Genomic DNA, 26,135 nt, shown 5'->3' on the forward strand with positions numbered 1-26,135 from the left:
ATTTCATGAACAAGAACCTGTACCGCATCATCTTCAACAAACGCCGTGGCCAGTTGATGGTCGTCGCCGAAAACGCTTCCTCGCAAGGCAAGGCGGCCAAGGGCGAGGGCAGCCTAGCCTGCGGCGTGTTTGAAGGCGATGGCGGCGGCGGGCTAAGTTTCAGTGTGAATGGCCGCTTGCGGCCGCTGGCGCTGGCCGTGTTTGGCGCGCTGGGCATGGTGAGTTTTGTCGCCGGGCCGGCCATGGGACAGATCGTGGCCGACCCGAATGCACCGGGCCGGCAGCGTCCGACCGTGGTGCAAAGCGCCAATGGCGTGACACAGGTGAATATCCAGACGCCGAGCGCGGCGGGCGTATCGCGCAATACCTACAGCCAGTTCGATGTGACGGCGAATGGCGCCATCCTGAACAATAGCCGCGGCAATGTGCAGACGCAGACGGGCGGCTGGGTGCAGGGCAATCCGTGGCTGGCGGGCGGCAGCGCGCGCGTAATCCTGAATGAGGTCAATTCGGCCAACCCCAGCCAGCTGCGCGGCTATGTCGAGGTGGCGGGGCAGCGGGCCGAAGTCGTCATTGCCAACCCTGCCGGCGTGAGCGTCGATGGCGGCGGATTTATCAATGCCAGCCAGGTCGTGCTGACGACGGGTACGCCCCTCCTCAACGACGGCAGCCTGGACGGCTACATGGTGCAGCGTGGCGTAGTGACCATTAACGGCCGTGGCCTGGATACGTCGCTGAGCGATTACACGGCCATTCTGGCGCGCGCCGCGCAGATCAATGGCGGCATCTGGGCGCAGGAACTGAAGGTGGTGACGGGCAGCAACCAGATCGATGCGGCGCATGGCGTGGCGGGCGCTGCGGCTGGCGTAGGGCCAGCCCCGGCATATGCGCTGGACGTGGCGCAGCTGGGCGGCATGTACGCGGGCAAGATTACCCTGATCGGCACGGAAGCGGGTCTGGGCGTGCGCAACGCGGGCGTGTTGGCGGCCACGGCCGGCAACCTGGTGCTGCAATCGAATGGCTGGTTGAGCAACAGCGGCAATATCCAGTCGGCCGGCAGCGGTAGCCAGACCAGCATTGCCGTCACGGGCGACGTGGCCAACAGCGGCACCGTGTATGCGGGCGGCGACAGCCAGGTGCAGGCGCAGGGCAGTATTGCCAACAGCGGCGTGATCGGCGCGCAGAACAATGTCGAGGTGCACGCCACGGGCGCAACGGCACGTATCGACGCCACCGCTGGCTCTGTCCTGGCGGCTGGCTTGAATCTGGACAATACATTGGCCGCCAGCGGCAAACTGAGCGTTTCTGCTGGCGACACTATTGCCGTGCACGGCACGGCCGTGGCGGGCGGCGACAGCAGCCTGGCGGCGCGCCAGCTGGATATTACTGGGGCGCAGGTCTCGGGCGCGAATGTCGGCCTGGGCGCCAGCGCTGGCGACCTCGACGCCAGCCGCGCGCAGGTCAGCGCGCGCGAACGCCTGCAACTGGACGCGGCGCGCACCGTGCGCAGCGATGCGGCGCAATTGACGGGCCAGCAATTGGGCGTGAACGCGCACGACTTGTCGAACGTGGGCGGCCAGATCACGCAGCTGGGCGCCGGCGATCTGGCGATTCAATTGCCGGGTAGCCTGGACAACACGCGCGGCGTCATCGCCACGAATAGCCAGGCCTTGCGCCTGCAGGCAGCCAGTCTGAGCAACCAGGATGGTCACATCCAGCATGCGGGCACGGGCGCGCTGGAGATTGGTGCTGCCCAAATCAACTTGCAGCGCGGCAGCATCGTCAGCAATGGCTCCATGGCGCTGACGGGAGAGCAGATCGACCACCGCGATGCCCGCACGGTGGCGGGGCAATTGAACATCGATGCAGGCAGCCTCGATAACCGGGGCGGCAGCCTGGCGCAGAGCGGCCAGGGGGCGACCGGCGTGCAGGTGCGCGGTGGATTGGACAATCGGGCTGGCACGCTGGAAAGCAATGGCGCTTTGAGCGTGCAGGCGGCCAGCGTGCAAAACCAGAAGGGCCGCATCGTTTCCAGCACGGACCTGGCGCTGTCGACAGGCGCGCTGGACAACACGGAGGCAACCCTGGCGGCGGGCCGTACACTGCGCCTCGACAGTGGCGACGTCGACAATACGCGCGGCCAGATCCAGGCGCTGGCGGGCGATGCCAGTCTGTCCGTGGCAAAGCTGAACAATACGGCCGGCAGCGTGTTTGCTGGTGGCAATCTTGCCACCCAGGCCAGCGAAGTGCTCAACAGCGGCAACGTGTATGCGGCCGGTAGCCAGGCGCTGCAGGTGAGCGGCGTGGTCAGCAACAGCGGCGTGATCGCCGCGCAGGGAGACAACCGCATCGATGCCAGCCGCATTGACAGTGCGGCCGGCAGCTTGCTGGGGGCGGGCATCCGCGCCGACGGCAGCCTGGGCGGCAGCGGCCAGTTGCAGCTGACGGCCACGCAAGCGATCGGCGCCCATGGCCAGAATTTGGCGGCAGGAAAAAGCAGCATGCACGCCACCGCTATCGACCTGAGCGGCAGCCAGACGGGCGGCGCGGCCATTGCGCTCAATGCCAGCGCCGGCAACGTCGTCACTGATGGCGCACTGGTGACGACCACCGGCTTGCTGTCCGTGACGGCGGCCGGCAGCGGCCAGTCCCTGTCGAACGTGCGCGGCACCCTGAGCGCGGGCCAGCTGGAAGTGAAAACGGGATCGCTGGACAACCGCGGCGGCACTGTGATCCAGACGGGCACTGGCGATACGCAGTTAACAGGCAGCACCCTGGACAACACGGGCGGACGCATTGCCGTCAACAGCGCCAATCTGGCGTTGACGGCGGAACAGCTGACCAACCGCGACGGCAGCATCGAACACGCGGGCACGGGCAGCTTGCACATTGAAGCAACGCGCTTCGATGACGAACGGGGCAAGATCACGGGCAATGGCCTGGTTGATATCCAGGCGGAAACGGTCGATCACCGCCATGCCGTCACGTCCGGGCAGCAGGTCACCGTGCAAGCAGGCAATCTGGACAACCGCGACGGCACCGTGCAGCAGACGGGACCAGGACAGATGCGCGTGGACGTGGCGCAGGCGCTGGACAATACGCGGGGCAGCATTGCCGGCAATGGCAGCGTGCAGGTGCAGGCTGGCGTGCTGGACAACAGCAAGGGCAGCATCACCTCGGCGGCGGCCGCTTCTGTCGTCAGCAAAGATGCGCTGAATAATACCGACGGCGTTATTGCCGCAACCACTGGCCTGCAAGTGAGCGGTACTGCGTTGGACAACACGCGCGGCATCTTGCAGGCGGACATGTTGAGTCTCGATGCGACATCCTTGCTGAACCGGCAGGGGACAGTGAGCGTCGGCACGGATTTGACGGCGCGCATCAGCGGTGATTTAACGAATGCGGGCCTGCTGTACGCGGGCCGCAACCAGCAACTGACGGTCGTTGGCTTGCTGAACAACAGCGGCTCCATTGCTTCCGTCAACAACACCCATATTACCGCTGGTAAAGTCACCAGCAGCGGTTTGCTGGGCGCCGGCGTGAAAGCAGATGGCAGCCTGGGTACGGCAGGGGACTTGACCATCAATGCCGATGGCGTACTGCAAGCGAGCGGACAGAACCTGGCCGCAGGCAGTGCGACGCTGACGGGTTCCAGTGTGGATCTGTCGGGGAGCCAGACGGGCGCGGCAAACATCGATATCACTGCACGCAGCGGCGACGTACTGACGAGTAAAGCCGTCATCTCGGCCAGCAATGTGCTGGCCATCACCGCCAACGCAAATAACGCCCAGTCACTGTTGAACAGCCAGGGCCAGCTGGTGGCCGGCCAGCTGCAGCTGAACGTGGCCAACCTGAACAACGCCAGCGGCGAGATCGTACAGACGGGCAGCGGCGACACCGTCATCACCACAGGCAAACTGGACAACACGGCCGGCCGCATCGCCGCCAATAGCGCGAACCTGGCCTTGAATGCGACGGTGCTGACGAACATCAATGGCAAGCTGGAGCACGCAGGCGCGGGCATCCTGGCGATTAACGCAGGGCAATTCAACAACCTGCAAGGCAAGATCACGGGCAATGGCAAGCTGGATATCATGGCAGGCACCTTCGACCACCGCAATGCGACGACGGTGGCGAACCAGCTGACCATCAACGCCGGCAGCCTGGACAACCGCAGCGGCAGTCTGGCGCAGACGGGTACCGGCCTGATGACGGTGGCGGCTACCGGCCAGCTGGACAACACGCGCGGCAAGATCGAGGGCAATGGCGATGCGCTGGTCAAAGCTCAGATATTACTGAACAGCACGGGCCGCATCGTGGCGGCGCAGGATGCTACATTGAACGTGGGCAGCCTGGACAACACGGAAGGCACGGTGGCAGCCGGGCGCCATCTGCAGCTGTCCGGTGGCGATATCGACAACACCAAGGGCCAATTGCAAGCCGTGGCAGGCAATGCCACCCTGAACGTGGCGAACTTGAACAATACCGCAGGCAATGTATTTGCCGGCGCCAACCTGAACGCGATACTGGCCAGCCTGAACAACACGGGCAGCCTGTATGCAGTTGGCAACCAGACCTTGACCGCCACCGGCGCCATCGTCAACACGGGCGTCATTGCGGCACAGGGCAATACCAGCCTGACGGCGAAAACCTTCGACAGCAGCGCAAGCAGCTTGCTCGGCGCGGGCATGCAAGCTGATGGCAAGCTGGGCACAAGTGGCGACCTGACGATCAGCACTACACAAACGCTGGCCGCACATGGCCAGAATCTGGCTGCAGGCAAGGCGACGCTGACGGGCGGTAACGTTGATCTGGCAGGCAGCCAGACCAGTGCGGCCAACATCGGCCTGACGGCAACAACGGGTGATGTCAGCACGAACAAGGCGGTCGTGACGACGCCAGGCGCGCTCAACATCATGACCAATGCCACCTTGCACAACACGGAAGGCACGGTGCAGGCGGGCCAGCTCGATCTGCATGTAGGCAATCTGGACAACGCCAAGGGCACGTTACTGCAGACGGGCACGGGCGACACGCGCATCGTCACCGGCAATCTGGACAATACGGCGGGCCGCATTGCCGTCAACAGCAAAGACTTGAACATCGATGCGGCCACGCTGACGAACCGCGATGGCAAGATCGAGCATGCAGGCACGGGGACGTTGAATCTGCAGGCTGGCGTGCTGGACAACAGCAAGGGCCGCATCACCTCGGCTGCGTCGGCCGATATCGTCAGCAAAAGTACACTGAATAATACCGATGGCGTGATGGCAGCGACTGCCGACTTGCATGTGGGCGGTGTGACTATTGACAACACGCGCGGCGTGTTGCAAGCGGATAATCTGCACCTCGATGCCGCTACCTTGCTGAACCAGCAGGGAACTGTGAATGCTGGCACGGACCTGACGGCGAAAGTGAGCGGTGACCTGAACAACGCCGGTCTGCTGTATGCGGGCCACAACCAGCAACTGACGGTGGGTGGCGTGCTGAACAACAGCGGCTCCATTGCTTCCGTCAACAACACCCATATTACGGCGAGTAAAGTCACCAGCAGCGGCCTGCTGGGCGCCGGCGTGAAAGCGGACGGCAGCCTGGGTACGGCAGGCGATCTGACGATTAATGCCGATGGCGTGTTGCAGGCGAGCGGACAGAACCTGGCGGCAGGCAGCGCCGTGCTAAATGGTGATTCCATTGATTTGTCGAACAGCCAGACGGGCGCCGCGAACATCGCCATTACGGCAGCTACTGGCGATGTCGTGACGAACAAGGCCGTGATTTCCGCCAGCAATGTGCTGGCGATCACCGCCAACGCGACTAACGCCCAGTCGTTGATGAATAGCCGGGGCCAGCTGGTGGCCGGGCAGCTGCAGCTGAACGTGGCGAACCTGAACAACGCCAGCGGCGAGATCGTGCAGACGGGTACCGGCGACACTGTCATCACCACAGGCAAGCTGGACAACACAGAGGGCCGCATCGCCGCCAACAGCCATAATCTGGCACTGAACGCGACGGTGCTGACGAACGTCAATGGCAAGCTGGAGCACGCGGGTGCGGGTCTGCTGGCCATCAACGCAGGTCAGTTCAATAACCAGTCCGGCAAGATCACGGGCAATGGCAAAGTCGATATCACGGCGGCCACCTTGGATCACCGCAATGCGACGACGGTGGCCAATCAGTTGACGGTGAACGCCGGCACGTTGGACAACCGTGCCGGCAGCCTGGCGCAGACGGGCACCGGCCTGATGACGGTGGCGGCTACCGGCCAGCTCGACAACACGGGCGGCAAGATCGAGGGCAATGGCGATGCGCTGGTCAAAGCTCAGGTATTACTGAACAGCACGGGCCGCATCGTGGTGGCGCAGGATGCTACATTGAACGTGGGGAGCCTGGACAATACCGAAGGCATGGTGGCGGCAGGGCGTCACCTGGCATTGAACGGTGGCGATATCGACAACACCAAGGGCCAATTGCAAGCCGTGGCCGGCAATGCCACCCTGAATGTTGCCAACTTGAACAACACCGCAGGCAACGTGTTTGCCGGCACCAACCTGAACGCGACACTGGCCAGCCTGAACAATACGGGCAGCCTGTATGCGGCAGGGAATCAGGCCTTGACCGCAACAGGTGCCATCACGAACACGGGCGTGATCGCTGCGAAGGGCAACAACAGCATCACGGCAAAGAACCTCGACAGCAGCGCAAGCAGCCTGATCTGCGCGGGCATCAAGGCCGATGGTAGCCTGGGTACCGTAGGTGACTTAACGGTGACTACGGAGAAATCGCTGGCCGCGCATGGCCAGATTCTCGCCGCAGGCAATGCCAATCTGAGCGGCTCCACACTCGATATCAGCGGCAGCCAGACCAGTGCCGCCAACATCGGCCTCACGGCGACACAGGGTGATGTCACCACCAACAAGGCTGTCGTCACGACGCAGGGCACACTGAGCGTCGCGACCAATGTCACCTTGCACAATACGGAAGGCACCTTGCAGGCGGGCCAGCTAGACCTGCACGTGGACAATCTGGATAACGCCAAAGGTACGGTACTGCAGACTGGCACGGGCAGCACCGTCATCCAGACCAACAATCTGGATAACACGGCAGGGCGCATCGCTGTCAACAGTAGCAATCTGACCCTCGGTGCGACCACGCTGACGAACCGCGATGGCAAGATCGAGCATGCAGGCGCGGGTATCTTGTCGGTACAGGCGGGCATGCTGGACAACAGTAAGGGCAGTGTCACCTCGGCGGCGGCTGCTTCTGTCGTCAGCAAAGATGCGCTGAATAATGCCGACGGCGTCATAGCCGCAACCAACGGCCTGCAGGTCGGCGGCATGGCGCTGGACAACACGCGCGGCGTGTTGCAAGCGGATAATCTGCACCTCGATGCCGCTACCTTGCTGAACCAGCAGGGAACTGTGAGTGCTGGCACGGACCTGACGGCGAAAGTGAGCGGTGACCTGAACAACGCCGGTCTACTGTATGCGGGCCGCAACCAGCAACTGACGGTGGGTGGCTTACTGAACAACAGCGGCTCCATCGCTTCCGTAGGCAATACCAGTATTTCTGCCGGCAAGGTGACCAGCAGCGGCTTGCTGGGCGCCGGCGTGAAAGCGGACGGCAGCCTGGGTACGGCAGGCGATCTGACGATTAATGCCGATGGCGTGTTGCAGGCGAGCGGACAGAACTTGGCGGCGGGCAGTGCGACGCTGATGGGTTCCAGTGTGGATCTGTCGGGTAGCCAGACGGGCGCGGCAAACATCGCCATCACGGCAGCTACTGGTGATGTACTGACGAGTAAAGCCGTCATCTCGGCCAGCAATCTGCTGGCCATCACGGCCAACGCAAATAACGCCCAGTCACTGGTGAACAGCCAGGGCCAGCTGGTGGGCGGCCAGTTGCAGCTGAACGTCGCCAACCTGAACAACGCCAGCGGCGAGATCGTGCAGACGGGCACCGGCGACACCGTCATCACCACGGGTAAGCTGGACAACACGGCCGGCCGTATCGCCGTCAACAGCGCGAACCTGGCCCTGAACGCGTCGGTGCTGACGAACGTCAATGGCAAGCTGGAGCATGCAGGCGCCGGCATCCTGGCGATTAACGCAGGGCAGTTCAACAACCAGTCCGGCAAGATCACGGGCAATGGCAAGCTCGACATCACTGCTGCGACCTTGGATCACCGCAATGCCGTCACCGTGGCCAATCAGTTAACGGTGAACGTGGGCAGTCTGGATAACCGCGCCGGCGGCCTGGCGCAGACGGGCACGGGCTTGATGACGGTCGCGGCCACGGGCCAGCTGGACAACACGGGCGGCAAGATTGAGGGTAACGGCGATGCGCTGGTCAAAGCCCAGGTATTGCTGAACAGCACAGGCCGCATCGTGGCGGCGCAGGATGCCACATTGAACGTGGGTAGCCTGGACAACACGGAGGGCACGGTGGCGGCAGGACGTCATCTGCAGCTGTCCGGTGGCAATATCGACAACACCAAGGGCCAATTGCAGGCCGTGGCCGGCAACGTCACCCTGACTGTGGCGAACTTGAACAATACCGCAGGCAACGTGTTTGCCGGCGGCAACCTGAACACGACGCTCGATACCCTGAACAACACGGGCAGCCTGTACGCAGCCGGCAACCAGACTTTGACCGCCAGCGGCGCCATCGTGAACACGGGCGTCATCGCGGCACAAGGCAACAACAGCATCACGGCGAAAACCCTCGACAGCAGCGCAAGTAGCCTGATTGGCGCGGGCATGCAGGCCGATGGCAAGTTGGGCACGGCAGGTGATTTGACGATCCATACCGCGCAAACGCTGGCCGCGCATGGCCAGATCCTTGCGGCAGGCAATGCCAAACTGACAGGCGTCACGGTCGATATCGGCGGCAGCCAGACCAGCGCCGCGAACATCGGCCTGACGGCGACAACGGGTGACGTCAGCACGCACAAGGCGGTGGTCACGACGCCAGGCGCGCTCAACATCACGACGAACTCCACCTTGCACAACACGGAAGGCACGTTGCAGGCAGGCCAGCTCGACCTGCATGTGGGCAATCTGGATAACGTCAAGGGCACCATCTTGCAGACGGGCACGGGCGACACGAGCATCGTCACCGGCAATCTGGACAATACAGCGGGCCGCATCGCGGTCAACAGCACAAACTTGAACATCGATGCCGTCACCGTCGCCAACAAGGATGGCAAGATCGAGCATGCAGGCACGGGCATTTTGTCCGTGCAGGCTGGCGTACTGGACAACAGCAAGGGCCGCATCACCTCGGCGGCGTCGGCAGACCTCGTCAGCAAAGGTGTACTGAACAATACCGATGGCGTGATGGCAGCGACTGCCGATTTGCATGTGGGCGGTGTGAATATCGACAACACGCGCGGCGTCTTGCAGGCGGACAATTTGCGTCTGCATGCTGTGACCTTGCTGAACCAGCAAGGGACAGTGAGCGCCGGCACGGACCTGACGGCCAAAGTAAGCGGTGACCTGAACAATGCTGGCTTGCTGTATGCGGGCCGTAATCAGCAACTGACGGTCGGTGGCTTGCTGAACAACACGGGATCGATTGCTTCCGTCAACAACACCCATATTACGGCGAGTAAAGTCACCAGCAGCGGCTTGCTGGGCGCTGGCGTGAAAGCGGACGGCAGCCTGGGTACGGCAGGCGATCTGACGATTAATGCCGATGGCGTATTACAAGCGAGCGGACAGAACCTGGCGGCGGGCAGTGCGACGCTGATGGGTTCCAGTGTGGATCTGTCGGGTAGCCAGACGGGCGCGGCAAACATCGCCATCACGGCAACTACTGGCGATGTCGTGACGAACAAGGCGGTGATTTCTGCCAGCAACGTCTTGGCCATCACCGCCAACGCGAACAACGCCCAGTCACTGGTAAATAGCCAGGGCCAGCTGGTGGCCGGCCAGCTGCAGCTGAACGTGGCGAACCTGAACAACGCCAGCGGCGAGATCGTGCAGACGGGCACCGGCGATACCGTCATCACCACAGGCAAGTTGGACAACACGGCTGGCCGCATCGCCGCCAACAGCGTTAACCTGGCCTTGAACGCGACGGTGTTGACGAACATCAATGGCAAGCTGGAGCATGCTGGCGCGGGCGTGCTGGCGATTAATGCAGGGCAATTCAACAACCAGTCCGGCAAGATTACGGGCAATGGCAAGCTGGATATCACGGCCGCCACCCTGGATCATCGCAATGCCACGACGGTGGCCAATCAACTGACCATCAACGCCGGCAGCCTGGACAACCGCGCCGGCAGCCTGGCGCAGACCGGCATCGGACTGATGACGGTGAGCGCTACCGGCCAACTGGACAACACGGGCGGCAAGATCGAAGGCAATGGCGATGCGCTGGTGAAAGCGCAGACTTTGCTGAACAACACTGGCCGCATCGTGGCGGCGCAGGATGCCGAGCTTATAGTGGGTAGTCTGGACAACACGGAAGGGATAGTAGCCGCAGGCCGCAATCTGGCATTGAGCGGCGGCGATATCGGTAATGCCAAGGGCCAATTGCAAGCCGTGGCCGGCAACGCCACCTTGAATGTGGCGAACTTGAACAATATCGCTGGCAATGTATTTGCCGGCACCAACCTGAACGCGACACTGGCCAGCCTGAACAACACGGGCAGCCTGTACGCAGCTGGCAACCAGACCTTGACCTCCAGCGGCGCCATCGTCAACACGGGTGTCATCGCGGCACAAGGCAACAACAGCATCACGGCGAAAACCCTCGACAGCAGCGCAAGCAGCTTGCTCGGTGCCGGCATGCAAGCCGATGGCAAGCTGGGCACAAGTGGCGACCTGACAATTAGCACAACACAAACGTTGGCCGCGCATGGACAAAACCTGGCGGCGGGTAGCGCCAATCTGACCGGCACCAGCATCGATATCGGCGGCAGCCAGACCAGTGCCGCCAATATCGGCCTGACGGCAACCCAAGGTGACGTCAGTACGAACAAGGCGGTCGTGACAACGGCGGGCACGCTGAATGTGACGACGAGCGCCTCCCTGCACAACACGGAAGGCACGGTGCAGGCGGGCCAGCTCGACCTGCATGTGGGCAACCTGGACAACGCCAAGGGCACTATCTTGCAGACCGGCACGGGTGACACGGTTATCCAGACCGGCAATCTGGACAACACGGCCGGCCGCATCGCCGTCAACAGCACAAACCTGAACATCGATGCCGTCACCGTCACGAACAAGGACGGTAAGATCGAGCATGCCGGGGCGGGTACGTTGAATCTGCAGGCGGGCGTGCTGGACAACAGCAAGGGCCGCATCACGTCCGCTGCATCGGCTGACATCAACAGCAAGGGTGCTCTGAACAATACGGACGGCGTGATTGCCGCGACTGCCGACTTGCATGTGGGCGGTGTGAATATCGACAACACCCGTGGCGTATTGCAGGCGGACAATTTACGTCTGGATGCCGCGAATTTGCTGAATCAGCAGGGCACGGTGAGTGCCGGCACGGACCTGTCGGCGAAAGTGAGCGGTGACCTGAGCAATGCGGGCCTGTTGTATGCGGGCCGCAATCAGCAACTGACGGTCGGTGGATTGCTGAACAACATCGGTTCCATTGCTTCCGTCAACCACACCCATGTTACCGCCGGCAAAGTCACCAGCAGCGGCTTGCTGGGAGCTGGCGTGAAAGCGGACGGTAGCCTGGGCATGGCAGGTGATCTGACCATCAATGCCGATGGCATCTTGCAGGCGAGCGGGCAGAACCTCGCGGCGGGTAGCGCTCAATTGACAGGCGCATCGGTCGATTTGTCGGGTAGCCAGACGGGCGCGGCGAATATCGCCATCACGGCAAATACTGGCGATGTCGTGACGAGCAAGGCCGTGATTTCCGCCAGCAAGGTGCTGGCCATCACGGCCAATGCCAACAATGCCCAGTCTCTGGTGAGTAACCAGGGCCAGCTGGTGGCCGGTCAGTTGCAGCTGAACGTGGCGAACCTGAACAACGCCAGCGGCGAGATCGTGCAGACGGGCACCGGCGACACCGTCATTACCACCGGCAAACTCGACAACACGGCGGGCCGCATCGCCGTCAACAGCGCCAACCTGGCCCTGAGCGCCACGGTGTTGACGAACGTTAATGGCAAGCTGGAACACGTGGGCGCTGGCGTGCTGGCCATCAACGCGGGCCAGTTCAACAACCAGTTCGGCAAGATCACGGGCAATGGCAAAGTCGATATCACGGCAGCAACCCTGGATCATCGTAATGCCACGACAGTGGCGAATCAGCTGACCGTCAACACTGGCCGCCTGGACAACCGCAGCGGCAGCCTGGCGCAGACGGGTACTGGCCTGATGACGGTGAGCGCTACCGGGCAACTGGACAATACGGGGGGCAAGATCGAAGGCAATGGTGATGCGCTGGTGACAGCGGGCACCTTGCTGAACAGCACCGGTCGCATCGTGGCGGCACAGGATGCCGAGCTGAAAGTCAGTCGCCTGGACAACACGGAAGGCACGGTAGCGGCAGGCCGCAACCTGGGATTGAACGGCGGCGATATCGACAATACCAGGGGCCAGTTGCAGGCAGTGGCCGGGGATGCCACGCTGAATGCCGGCAAATTCAACAATATGGCCGGCAGCGTGTTTGCAGGCTCCAACCTGAACGCCACCTTGGCTAGCCTGGACAACACCGGTAGCCTGTATGCGGCGGGCAACCAGACCCTGAATGCCAGCGGCGCCATCGTCAATACGGGCGTGATCGCGGCGCAGGGCAATACCAGCCTGACGGCGAAAACCCTCGACAGCAGCGCAACGAGCTTGATTGGCGCCGGCATGCGGGCCGATGGCAGCCTGGGCACGGCTGGCGACCTGACGGTGAACACGACGCAAGCGTTGGGTGCGCATGGTCAAAACTTGGCCGCAGGCAGTGTCAAGCTGAGCGGCGCCACGCTCGATATCGGCGGCAGCCAGACCAGCGCGGCGAACATCGGCCTGACGGCAACACAGGGTGATGTCATGACCAGCAAGGCGATCGTCGCGACAACGGGTACATTGAACGTCACGACAAACGCCACCTTGCACAATACGGAGGGCAGCTTGCAGGCGGGCCAGCTCGACCTGCACGTAGGCAATCTGAACAATGCAAAAGGCACAGTGTTACAGACCGGCGCGGGCGATACCGTTATCCGGACGGGTAATCTGGACAATACTGGCGGGCGCATTGCCGTCAATAGCAGCAATCTGACCCTCGCAGCGAACGCATTCACGAATGCCGCTGGCAAGATCGAGCATGCGGGAGCGGGAACGCTGGCAATCACGACGCCAGCCTTCAATGGTGCCGGCGGGACGATTACGGGCAATGGCCTGGTCGATATCGTTGCCGGCACGTTCAACCATAGCATGGCGACCACTTCGGCCCAGCAATTGCGTATTACGGCCGATGCGATGAGCAATCAGGGCGGCAAATTGCAGTCGACAACGGCGCTCACGGTGCAGGTGGCGCAGGAATTGGACAATCGCAGCGGCGTCATCGCAGCAAATGGCGTGCTGCAAATGACGACAGGCAGTCTGGAGAATGCAAAGGGCAATATTAGCGCACAAGGCGATGTCACAATATCGTCGCAGGGTGCACTGAACAACAAGGAAGGCACGATCGTTGGCAAGGAGAATGTGCAGGTACATGCCTTGGCCTTGGACAATACGCAGGGCGTAGCGCAAGCCGCGCTTGGTGCCTTGGGTGTGACGGCTGCCAGCCTGGTCAACGCCGCCGGCGAACTCAGTGCCGCCACCGACCTGACGGTGGCAGTCACTGGCGACATGCTTAACAGCGGCTTGCTGTACGCAGGCGCCCAGCAGTCGCTCGACGTCGCCGGCAGCCTGGTCAATACCGGATCCATCGCCGCGTTGGGCAATACCAGCGTGAAGGCGGGCAGCTTGTCCGGCAACGGCTTGCTGGCGGCTGGCTTGACGACGAATGGCGCGCTTGCGCAGGCGGGCGACTTGACCGTGCGCAGCACTGGCGTCCTGCAGGCAGGCGGCAAGAATCTCGCGGCCGGCACTGTTGCGCTCAGTGGGGCATCGCTGGACCTGGCAGGTAGCCAGACCAGTGGCAGCAATATTACCTTGAATGCTGGCAGCGGCAACATCACGACCGCCAAGGCGGTGCTCGCTACGGCTGGTTTGCTGAGTATTACGGCCAGCGCGCAGAATAGCCAGGCGCTGCTCAATCAAGGTGGCCAGTTAAGCGCCGGGCAGCTTGATGTCAAGGTGGCTAACCTCAATAATGCCGGCGGCAGCATCATCCAGACGGGAAGTGGCGATAGCGCCATCAACCTGGCTGGAGCGGGCCATCTGGACAATACGGCCGGGCGTATCGCAGTCAACAGCCGCAATCTCCAGTTGACGGCAGGAACCTTGACCAACGTGGATGGCAAGATCGAGCACGCGGGTAGCGGCACCTTGGGCATCAGCGTGGCTAACCTGTATGGGCAACGCGGCCAGATGACGGGTAACGGCGCGCTCGACCTGCGCGCCACCTATATCGATCATCGCAACGCCAGCGCCATGGCGCAGCAACTGAGCGTTACCACCGCCATACTGGACAATCGCCAGGGCGAATTATTGCAGCTGGGCAAGGGCAACACATCGCTCACGGCCAGCGCCAGTCTCGACAACGCTGGCGGCCGGATTGAAAGCAATGGCGGGCTGGCGCTGCAAACGGCAGACTTGCGCAATCAGAGCGGTCGCCTGCTATCTGGCGGCGTGCTGGACGTAACCGCCAGTGCGAAACTCGACAACAGCGGCGGCACATTGGCTGGCGCTACCGGACTGGTCCTGACCGCAGCCGATGTCACCAACACACGCGGTACCTTGCAGGCGGTTATCGGCGATGCCAGGCTGCAAGTGAAAGACCTGGACAATAACGGCGGCAGCGTCCTTGCTGGCGGACAATTGGTCACGCAGGCAGCCAATGTCAGCAATAGCGGCAGCATGTACGGCGCATCGCAAGTGCTGAATGCCACGGGACTGGTGAGCAACAGCGGTACGATTGCCGCGCTTGCCAATACCAGCATCACGGCCGCCAGTCTCGACAGCGGGGCGGGCGGCCTGCTGGCGGCGGGCATGCAGGCGGACGGCAAGCTGGCAGGCACAGGGAGTCTGCTGGTCACGACGGCGCAGCAATTGCGCGCAGCCGGGCAGAATCTGGCGGCAGGCAATATGAGCATGACGGGCAGCGGTGTCGATCTTGCTGGCAGCGTGAATAGCGCAGCGAACATCGCGCTGACGGCGACGCAAGGTAATGTCAGCACGGCTGGCGCCAGCATCGGCACGGTCGGTACGCTGAATGTGAACGCGCAAGCCGGTAATGGCCAGACGTGGGATAACAGCCGTGGCGATATCGTGGCCGGTCAACTGGTGGTGCAGACGGCTAACCTGAACAATAGCAGGGGCAGCATCGTGCAGAGCGGCAGCGGCGATACATCTATTGTCATGCGCGCGCCAAATGGCGCACTCGATAATACCGATGGCCGTATTGCCGTCAATAGCGCCAACCTTACCCTGGGTGCCGCAGCGTTGAGCAATGCCGGCGGGCGGATCGAGCACGCTGGCTTGGGCCAGCTGGCCATCAATGCCGGAGCCTTGAATGGGCAGGGTGGCCAGATCACTGCTAATGGCAGCCTGAAGATCACCGCTGGCAGTATCGATTTTCGCAAGGCCAGTACGCAGGCTGGGCAATTGACCATCGACAGCGGCAGCCTGGATAACCGCCAGGGAGAACTGGTGCAGCTGGGGCAGGGCGCCAGCAATATCCGTATCGCGCAAGTTCTGGACAATCAAGGTGGCTTGATCGCCAGCAATGGCAATACCACCGTCAGTGCGCAGGTCATCAACAACCAGGGTGGCACGGTACAGGCGGCGGGCAGCGCCACCTTGGACCTGAGCGCCGGTACTTCATTGAATAATGACAACGGCGGCAAGATCGCAGCGGGAGGCGACGCGACGCTTCAGGCCGGCAGTATGTCGAACCGCGGCGGCAGCCTGACGACGGGCGGAAGCCTTGCGCTGACGCTGAACCAGGCGCTCGACAATAAAGACGGCCTGGTGGCCGCCAATGGCGATCTCGGCATCCAGGCTGCCAGTATCGACAATACGGGCGGTAAACTGGCCAGCGTCACGGGCAATCTGCGCGCGACCATGGGCCAGCTGCGCAACGACAGCGGACAAATCCAGGCTGGCGCAGACGTCGTGCTGCAGAGTACAAGCCTTGGCAATACGCTGGCTTCCGGCTATGCCTCCGCGGGCAGCATCGTGGGCCGCAACGTCAGCATCGATACGGCGGGGCAGGGCTTGAACAATGTCCAGGGAACCATCGCCGCCACGCAAGTACTGAATCTGCAAACTGGAGAGCTGAACAATCACGGTGGTTTGCTGCAAGCAGGCAATGCGATCGTCATCAATACCCATGGCCAGACGCTCGATAACAGCGATGCCGCGGCGTATGCGGCTAGCCATGCCGGCAGCAATGGCGGCATCAGCAGCGGCGGGACGCTGACGCTGGCGACTGGCGCCTGGAACAATGCGGCTGGTTTCCTGGGCGCGGCGGGGCAGGTAGGCGGCAGCAGCGGCTATATCAATAATCTGGGCGGGAAAATTGTCTCCAGCGGCGGCCTGGAACTGGCCATCGGCGGGTTGGCCAATCAGGGCGGCCAGGTGCAAGTGGTCGGCAACCTGGGCTTGCAGGCGGGGAGTGGCACGATTGACAACACGTCCGGACTGATACGTGGCGGCGCCGCTGTCACGCTGGGTGCTGGCGCCATCGTCAACCAGGCAACGCAGGGGACCGACAAGGGAATCGAAGGCCGCGACGTCAACCTGTCGGCAGGCATGATCAATAACAGCCAGGGTGGCTTGCGTGCAGACAATAACCTGAGCATCAACAGCAACGGCAGTGTGAACAATACATCCGGGCTGATCAGCGCGAACAATGCCGTCAGCATCAAGGACGAGGGCGCCAGCCGCGGCCTGAGCATCAGCAATGGCGGCGGCACCATCATCGGCGGCGAACTGGCGGCGATCAAGGCAGCGGGCTTGAGCGGTAGTGGTAACGTGATGTCCAGGGGGGATCTGAGCCTGGATCTGAGCGGCAATCATGTTGTCGAAGCGGGGGCGCAGGTGATTGCCAACCGTAATGCCAGTCTCAGCGTGGGTGGCAGCCTTGTCAACGCGGGCAAGGTGCAGGCAGGCCAGATACTGGCGCTCAATGCCTACAGTCTCGAAAACACCAGCAGCGGCGACATCAATGCCGGCACCACCAGGGTGAATGTCGGGGCGATCCTGACTAACCGCGGCGTGATCGATGGCGTGAATACGCAGATCGATGCGGGCACGCTCACCAATATCGGCAGCGGGCGCATCTACGGCACTGCGCTCAGCATTGGGGCGGGCACGCTGAACAACGGTGTCGAGGGCGGCGTCGCGGCGACGATAGCGTCGCGCGGCAGCCTTGATATCGGTGCCACTACCATCAACAACAGGGAACATGCGCTGATCTTCAGCTCAGGGGACATGGCGATCGGCGGCAGCCTCGATGGCAACCGCTATGCCGCAGGCGCTGTAGCCAGCCTGACCAATGCCAGCGCCACCATTCAGGCCATGGGTAACCTGGCGCTGAGGGCTGGCGAAATCACCTTGTTGAACAATCACTTTGCTGTCGAGTTTACATCGACGGGCAAGTCGGAATATATCAACGAGTACCAAACAATGGATGGCAAGCGTTATGCCTACAATGCACCGGGGGTCACAACGGAGTTAGGTCCCGATGGCAATCGCAGCCTTGATACGCCCGATGGCAACGGCGGATATAACTTTTTTGAAACGAGTGTCCGGCGTACGACCAGCACCAGTCGGGTGACGGAGACTGATCCTGCCGTCATCAGCGCGGGTGGCAACCTGACGGTGGACGCCTACAAAATCCGTAATGAAAACAGCCGCTTTGTGGCGGGTCAGGCGCTGAAAGTTAAGGGTGTCATCGAGGAAAATATTTCTACGGGTAATCAGACCATAATTACCGAGAAAGGAACGCTCACTTCATACATGTACCTGGACATGGAAAAACCGGAAGGTGCTCGGAGCTGGGAGGTTGAGCACTATACTACCGAGATCAATGATACGAGAATAGTTAACGGACCGGATGCGCCGTCCTCGGGCGGCGCGCCCTCCAACAGTGTCGGTGCCCGCGCGAATGTCTCCTCTGCCGGCGCAAGCAGTGGCGCCGGCGCCGCCAATGTCAGTGTCTGGCTCAACACGGTAGGCAATACGGCGGGTTCCGTTGCCGGCGTGGCAGCCAGTAGCGGCCAGGGTGCGGCCAGTGTTGGCGCAGCCAGTGGGCCGCGCGATAGCCAAATCGGCAATGTCGGCGGCACGGGCGGGGTCGCTTCGGTGGCGGGCCAGACGGTGTCCGCGGCCGACGGCGGCAGCGCCGATATCCATATGTCCGCTATCCTGCGCTCCAACGTCGGCACGGGCACCAATGTGGCCAGTGCTGGCGTGGCCAGCGGCAGCGGCGGCTTGCAAGGCAGCGACCGGGCCGGCCAGGCTGGCCAGGCCGGCAGCATTTCCGCCGTGGCAGCGGCAGGCGTGGGCGCGGTGGTTGGTGAGGGGACAGCCAGCGGCATAGGCGATCCGAGCCAATTGGCATTCCAGTCGCAGGGAAGCCCGAACAGTGTAAACGGCGCAGCAGGCTTGCATGGCAGCGACCGCACCGGCAACGCGGGCCAGGCAGGTACGATCGGTGCCGTTGCGGGCCAGAATGCGATGCTCAATGCCGGCAACGGCGCCACTGCCGGTACCGGCAGTCTGGTGGTGGATGCCCAGGGCGGACCGGCGGGCGTCGACGGTGTTTCCGGACCTGGCGGTAGCGACCGCACCGGCACTGCGGGTCAGGCAGGCACGATTGGTGCCGTTGCCGGGCAGAATGCAATGCTCAATGCCGGTACCGGCGCCGTTGCCAGCACCGGAAGTCTGCGGGTGGATGCCCAGGGCGGACCTGCGGGCGTGCAGGGTGCCACTGGTCCTGGCGGCAGCGACCGCACAGGCAGTGCCGCCCAGGCTGGCAGTGTGGGATCGGTAGCTGGCAGCAATGTGGCCGTGACGGGTGCGCCAGCCTTGGGCGGCGTCGATACGGCGGGCCTCGCTGTGGGCGCCGTAGCTGGCCCGGCTGGCGTTGCTGGCGCTAAAGGCATTAATGGCAGCGATCGGACCGGCAATGCGGGTGTGGCGGCGCAGCCTGGCGCAGTGGCGGGTAGTGCCTTGTCCAAGGTCGATGGCGCGGCAGGCGCCACGCAGGCGGCTGTGGGGACGGGCACGCAAGCTGCCATCGACACGGCGGCTGGTGCTGCTGGCAAGGTCGCGGCAGGCCCTGGCGCAGGCCAGGCGCGCTCGCCGCTGATCCGGCAAGTGGCGCTGGCCAATCCGGGTGGAAAGGCGGAAGTCGTCAGGACCGGGGCCAAACCCCTGCAACTGCCGAATGCCAGCCTGTTCAAGATCAGTCCTTCGGCGTCGGCCAAGTATCTGGTTGAGACCGATCCTCGCTTTGCCGAGTACCGCACCTGGACGGGTTCGGACTACATGAGCAGCAAAATGCAACTGGATCCCGCCGTCACGCAGAAGCGGCTGGGCGATGGCTTCTATGAGCAGCAACTGGTACGCGAGCAGGTCGCCGATCTGACTGGCCACCGGTTTACCGGCGACTATAGCAACGACGAAGAGCAATTCCGCGGCTTGATGGACGCCGGCGTCAGCTATGCTCAGCAGTATGGCTTGCGCCCCGGCGTGGCACTGACGCCGGAACAGATGGCGGCATTGACCAGCGACATCGTCTGGCTGGTCGAGCGCGAAGTCACGCTGGCCGATGGCAGCACGCAAAAGGCGCTGGTGCCGCAAGTGTACGTGCGGTTGCGTGCCGATGACATCGACGGCACAGGTGCCTTGTTGGCCGGCAAAAATGTCGATATCAATATCACCGGCGACCTGACCAACAGCGGCACCATTGCCGGGCGTGACGTGGTGTTGCTCAATGCGGAGAACGTCAATAACCTCGGTGGCCGCATCGATGGCGATGCGGTTGCCATCGCCGCTCGCAATGACCTCAACAACATCAGCGGGACTATTTCCGCGAACAGTACGCTGCAAGCCAGCGCCGGACGGGACATCAATATCGCCACTGGCACGCTCGATGGCGGACACGTGATCGACCGCGTGGCGGGCCTGTATGTCAGTGGTGGCGCAAGCGGTAGCGGCAACATGATTGTTTCTGCAGGGCGCGATGTCAGCATCACGGGTGCAATCGTCAGCAATACCGCGCCTGGTGGAGCGACGAGCCTTTCGGCCGGGCGCGACTTGAGTATTGGTTCGGTCGTCGCAAAAGCCACGAACTCTGTGGGGTCTGATTTTGCCAAGGAGCTGGTCAGCGAAGTGCAAAGCGACAAAGTGGCATTGATGGCAGGAAACGATATCAATATCCGCGCGAGTGGCGTCGTTGCCGAAACGCAGCTGCTGGCCAGCGCGGGCCGCGACATCAACCTGGTGACGACGACCGCCAGTGATTCCAGTGTAAATCTGCGGGACAGAAAAACCATCAGCGACAGCAGCACGGTCGTCGACAAGGTGGCGGGCCTGTATGTCACGGGCACCGGCGAGGGAAATACGCTGATTGCCCAGGCGGGGAGGGATATGACACTCACCGCTGGCGTAATCGCCAATGCTGGCGTGAACGGCCAGACCAGCCTGATCGCGGGCAATAACCTGACCCTCAATACCGTTACCGTCGCCTCGACCCACGATGAAGTGCGCAACGCCGACAATTACAGCAAGCAGAGCAAGACCAGCGAGATAGGCAGCCAGATCATGGGCGCCGGCAACGTCAATCTGCAGGCGGGCCATGATCTGACGGCGCGTGCGGCGGATGTGCAGGCGGGTGGAACACTGGGATTGTTGGCGGGCAATGACATCAGCCTGGTCAATGGTTTTCAGAATGAAGTGAGCGATGTCGCCAGCAAGTCGACGAAAAAGGGTTTCTGGAACAAGACCACGACGACCAAGCATGACGTGGTCGATACTACCACGGCAATCGGCACCTCGCTTGGCGGCAGCAGCGTGGTGGTGCAGGCAGGGCGCGATCTGCAAGTCACCGGTTCGAGCATCTTGAGCGACGATGCGACGCGATTAGTTGCGGGTAACAACATCACGATCGACGCGGCCACCAATACCGTATATGAACTGCACCATTCCAGCACCAAGAAAAGCGGCTTCATGAGCAGCGGCGGCATCGGTTTCAGCTACGGCACCAAGACCACCACGGTGGACCAGGAGCGTGACGCCACCTTGCAAAGTGGCGATGCGCGCAGTTCGATCGGCGCCACGGGCGGTGCGCTGACGATGGTTGCCGGCAATAACGTGACGATAGGCGGCAGCGATATTCTTGCCGCCACCGATCTCGACATCATCGGCAAGAGCGTCACCATCAAGCCGGGCCAGGACAATGAGAAGGGGAAATTTGAAGTCAAGACGACGCAGGATGGTTTGACCCTGGCTCTGGGCGGCAGCGTGATCAGCGCCATCCAGACCCTGCAAACCATGAGCACGGCGGCCAGTACGGCCAAGGATGGCCGCGTCACAGCCATGGCGGCGGCCACGGCGGCCATGGCCGCCAACGACGCAGCCAAGGACATGATGAAGGAAGGCGGTCCAAGCATCAGCATCAGCTTGACGGCGGGCCATTCGGAAAGTATCCAGACGCAAAATACGGCCAGCACCACGCATAGCGGCAGTGTATTGACCGGCAATAATATCAACATCACGGCCCTGGGCGGCGGCAAGGATAGCAACATCAATATCCTGGGCAGCGACCTGAACGCGAAGAACGATATCCGCCTGCATGCCGATAACAACGTCAATCTGCTGGCCGCGCAGGACACGGAAAGCCAGCATAGCAAGAGCTCGAGCCTGAGCGCGTCGGCTGGCGTCGCGGCCAGCGTCAGCAGCAAGGGCATGTCCTTCGGTTTCACAGCCAGCGTCAGCGGCAGCAAGGGGCACGAGGACGGCGATGGCACGACGCAGCTCAATACGCATGTGAATGCGGGCGACAAGCTGGTCATCAGCAGCGGTGGCGATACAAACATCAAGGGTGCCGTGGCCAGCGCCAACCAGGTGATTGCCGACATCAAGGGTAATCTGAACCTGGAAAGCCTGCAGGACACGGCCAAGTTCGACAGCAAGAGCCAGAGTTTCTCCGCCAGCGGCACAGTCGGCTACGGTGCCAGTTTCAGCGCCAGTTACAGCCAGAGCAATATGCATAACGACTATGCCAGTGTGCAGGAGCAAAGCGGCATCAAGGCAGGCGATGGCGGTTTTCAGATCAAGGTGGGCGGCAATACGGACTTGAAGGGCGCCGTCATCAGCGCCACGGAGGCGGGCAAGCTGAACAGCAGTCTGATTACGTCGACTTTGACGCACAGCGATATTGCCAATCATGCGATATCGAAGGGGAGTAGTGTTGGGGTATCTGGTGGGATGTCCTTTGCTGGCACGGGAACGCGAAATGAGAACCTGACGGATGTCGCTGGCAAAAAAGATGCTACTACAGCGGGTCTGCCAGCGATCGTTTCCCTCAGCGAGAACGCTAGCAGTACTACGCGTAGCGGCATCAGTGGCGGCACTCTGGTCATCACCGATGATGCGGCTCAGCGCGCGGCGACGGGCAAGGGAGCGGACGAAGCTGTTGTTGGCTTGAATCGTGATGTGACGACCGGGGTGGATAGCAGTGGCAAGATCGGTAATAATTTCGATAAAGCCAAGTTGCAGGCGACGATGGATGTGACGGCGGCGTTTGCGGCTGCTGCTGCAGAGAAGCTGGGGACTTATGCTTCCGAGAAGCTGGACGAAGCGACTGCATTGGCAGCTGAAGCACATGATCTCCGTGAAACCGATCCTGAAAGAAGTAAAGAGTTGCAACGTCAGAGTGATGAGCTAACACAAAATTGGAAAGAGGGTGGGCTCGCGCGGGTCGCGTTGCACACGGCGATTGGCGGGCTTGCCGGCGGCACCAACGGCGCATTGGGTGCTGGCGCGGCGGCGTTGTCGACGGATAGCATCGCCAAGCAGTTGAAGCAACTAGATATGCCTGAAACGCTGCGTGATGCGTTGACGCTGGCCGCGGGCGCTGTGGTGGGGGCAGCCGCTGGTGGGGCGACGGGAGCGGCTACTGCGGCAAATGAGGTGGCGAATAATTATCTGAAGCATGCCGAAATTCTCGAAAAAGACAAACTGGCGGATGCATGTCGCGGAGGCGACAAAAGTTCTTGCAAAAAAGGTGAAGCTTTGGCGGCAAAAAGCGACGCGCGTGACGCAGAACTTCTTGCATGCAAAGGGGTGACTAGTGCTGCCTGTGAAAGCCTGTTCACGGAAGCACGGCGGGCATCTGTGCAAATTGCACAAGAAGGTCCAACTCGTCCAAACTTAAATTATTTGAATGAGAGCGACAGGACTTTTGACATGGCGTATGGTTACGATACGACGCCTGACACCAGTTTTGCCGGTTTATGGGCTAGGGAGCAACGCTACGGGGCGACAAATTCGATGAGCTTGTTGAATCCCAACACTTCGACAGTTGGTGGCTGGCTCGGGAGTATGCTTAAAAGTGGTTATGAAAACGTGGTTACTGGTATCCCAGACACCTTGGGATTTTTAGCCGAGGGAGCGGCTAACGCAAATCATATCGAGAGAATGGGTCGTACACCTGTGGTATCGCCAGGCTCGACATTCGGGAAGTTTCTGGCTGATGAACAGATATCCCTTGGGGAAAAAATTCTGATGGTCGGACGCGCGCCCTTGGATGCTCTGAATGGGGTATTGAAGGGTGATCCTGAAGCTGTTGGAAGTGTTTTGGCTGGCTGGGCTACTGGGAAACTTGTTATAGAGGTGGGAGGGCTGCCACGTAATAATTTTGGTGGCAATGGGGCAAAAACGTCGATAAATTCTACTGGAGTCGATGGATTAAAATTAGATTCGTTAAATACATCTGAACGTGGCCTAGGCAGTACTAGCGGGCATCAATTTACCACCGTCACCGAGGGTGGTAGTGGACAAGCATTGGCTGGGCATGGCGTAATGGAGTCAAATGCTACTATACTTGGTAATGGTCAATACGTTTCCCCACCAGGAACTACAGTAGTTACGCCACGACCTGGAATTAAAATTGCGGATTCAACTGGCCAAATTTTGGAAAATGTTAAGTCTGTTGAGCATCTGGAAAGTATTTTGAGATCTGGAGTCGGCCCGAATGGACAAATCTTAGTGCCTCGAAATTTTGAAGATCTAGCCGGTTATAATGTTGTTGTTCCCGGCCAGACGGGATTTAATTACACGCTACTAAATCCTGCCTATGAAAATAAGCTATTGAATATTTTTAGTAATTCTACGACTACTAACGTTCCAACTCATCTTTCTGCCTTCTTAGAGCCAAACATGGGTTGTGTCTTTTGGGCCGCTTGCACGCAAGTTGTTCCGTTTATTCCGAGAAAGTGAAAATGACTGAAAAAAAATACTTTGAAGATTTGACAAACTATACGCATCAAATTACTCCATTTGTTATGGATGGAGTAAGAAATGTGGGTTGGTTAAATATTTTTGAGAAATTTCCAGTTGGGGATGTGCCTACATCGACGCTTCGAAAGCTAAAATTAGTGGCTGGCGGCATTGGTACATTTCAACCTCTAGTTGATCCGATTCGTGAATCGCCGATTTGTCAGCTTTGCGGGGAATTGGAATTGTTGGACGCAAATGGTAGAGTGTTGCCAAATGCGGAGATTTGGATTCCTTCTGATAAATGTATTTATGCATCACCCATTGAAATAATGCATCTGATTGAAGTTCATAAATATTGCCCGCCTGAAGAATATATTGCTGCTATTGATTCATTGGATGTAAATTCGTATTTTTTTGCGGATGCAGTCTACAGGGAAAAGCTGATAGAAAGCGGTTGGTTTAATAGGGTGAGATAAAAGAGGGGCTGCGGGACCCGGGGCAGGTCCGTCATTCGTACACGATCTCAGCCTTGGCCGTCTCGATTCTCAGTAAGTTGCGCTGAATTAAATGCAGATACGGCCCGACTCACTGTCCTGCTCGAGACGTGAAAAGCGGCGGCGATGTGAGGCATGGTAAAGCGGTAGGCAAATAAGCGTGTGCCATTGCCTCGTCTCTGTCGCTATAGAGGGCCTGAGATTGCGCTAGTGATAGCGCGACAGCGCGCGGCGTTGCTGCCTTGGCATATCCCTGAATGCTGCGGAACGCTGCGATTGCTGATGTGCCGAAACGAAGGCGTCGTCGCCCAGAAGAATCTGATGACAGGTGTGAGTGAGTGGACTTTCCTCTTCCATCCCGCCCGCGATAAACCGGCAATAAACAGGAACTGCCTCGTCACGGGTAACGCCAAATTGGATCAAGAGCCAGTCACGTGCCAACCAGTATGGAGGTGCCGCGTCGTCCAAAAAAGTACCGATGACTGCTCCAGTACCAGTCATCGGGGGATGCCACCATGTGCGCCCGGACTGGACCTGTCAGGCAATGCGGTCAGTATCGCCCCGGTAATGGGGCCACGCTGATCAGCACCATCCGCACCAGCATCGTCTTACTCCTCTTTTTCAAAGATGCGGATCTTCGCGCCGCCCTGGTAGTCCTGCAACTCCGCTTCACCATCGATGCGTATGTCGCCCTTCAATATCACTTCCACGCTGATATCGACTTTTTTGATGCGAAACGTTTCAATGTCGGTTGGATGCACGTCGATTTCCATGGAAATCGAGGCGCCTGGCGCAATCGTGGTGAATTGCGTTTTCAGCGCCGGATTGGCCAGGCCACGGCGGGCGTAGGTGACGGCGCCGGTATCGGTATCGATGAATTTGACGATCGGGCCCGACTTGCGCAGGTAGTCGAGCGGAAAACCGATATCGCGGCTGCCATCGTTGCGGATGGTAACCAGCAGGTCGATCGGCTTGCGCTCATAGACGCAGCCAGCGTTGCCCAGGCATTGCAGGGAGATGGAGAGGGGCGCGTGGGTGCTCGTCATGGTGTTCGCTTTCAATGGTA

General features: G+C 60.8%; 3 protein-coding genes. 2 read left to right on the plus strand and 1 reads right to left on the minus strand.

What is annotated here, in order from left to right:
- Window positions 1–5 precede the first annotated feature (5 nt).
- The gene (locus CSQ91_RS04650; RefSeq protein WP_099387497.1) at window positions 6–24,575 is read left to right on the plus strand and encodes a filamentous hemagglutinin N-terminal domain-containing protein; all 24,570 of its coding nucleotides are present in this window, start codon (window positions 6–8) and stop codon (window positions 24,573–24,575) included.
- A gap of 2 nt (window positions 24,576–24,577) precedes the next feature.
- Window positions 24,578–25,051 carry a DUF7919 family protein gene (locus CSQ91_RS28495; protein ID WP_139144460.1) on the plus strand — a complete coding sequence of 158 codons (474 nt, stop codon included), beginning with the start codon at window positions 24,578–24,580 and terminating at the stop codon, window positions 25,049–25,051.
- Between the two features lie 626 nt (window positions 25,052–25,677).
- On the opposite strand, the gene CSQ91_RS04655 is transcribed toward CSQ91_RS28495, so the two are convergent.
- The gene (locus CSQ91_RS04655; RefSeq protein ID WP_070257344.1) at window positions 25,678–26,115 is read right to left on the minus strand and encodes a hypothetical protein; all 438 of its coding nucleotides are present in this window, start codon (window positions 26,113–26,115) and stop codon (window positions 25,678–25,680) included.
- Between the last annotated feature and the right edge of the window lie 20 nt (window positions 26,116–26,135).

Source organism: Janthinobacterium sp. BJB301, from assembly GCF_002735685.1.
Classification (GTDB): Bacteria; Pseudomonadota; Gammaproteobacteria; order Burkholderiales; family Burkholderiaceae_D; genus Janthinobacterium; species Janthinobacterium lividum.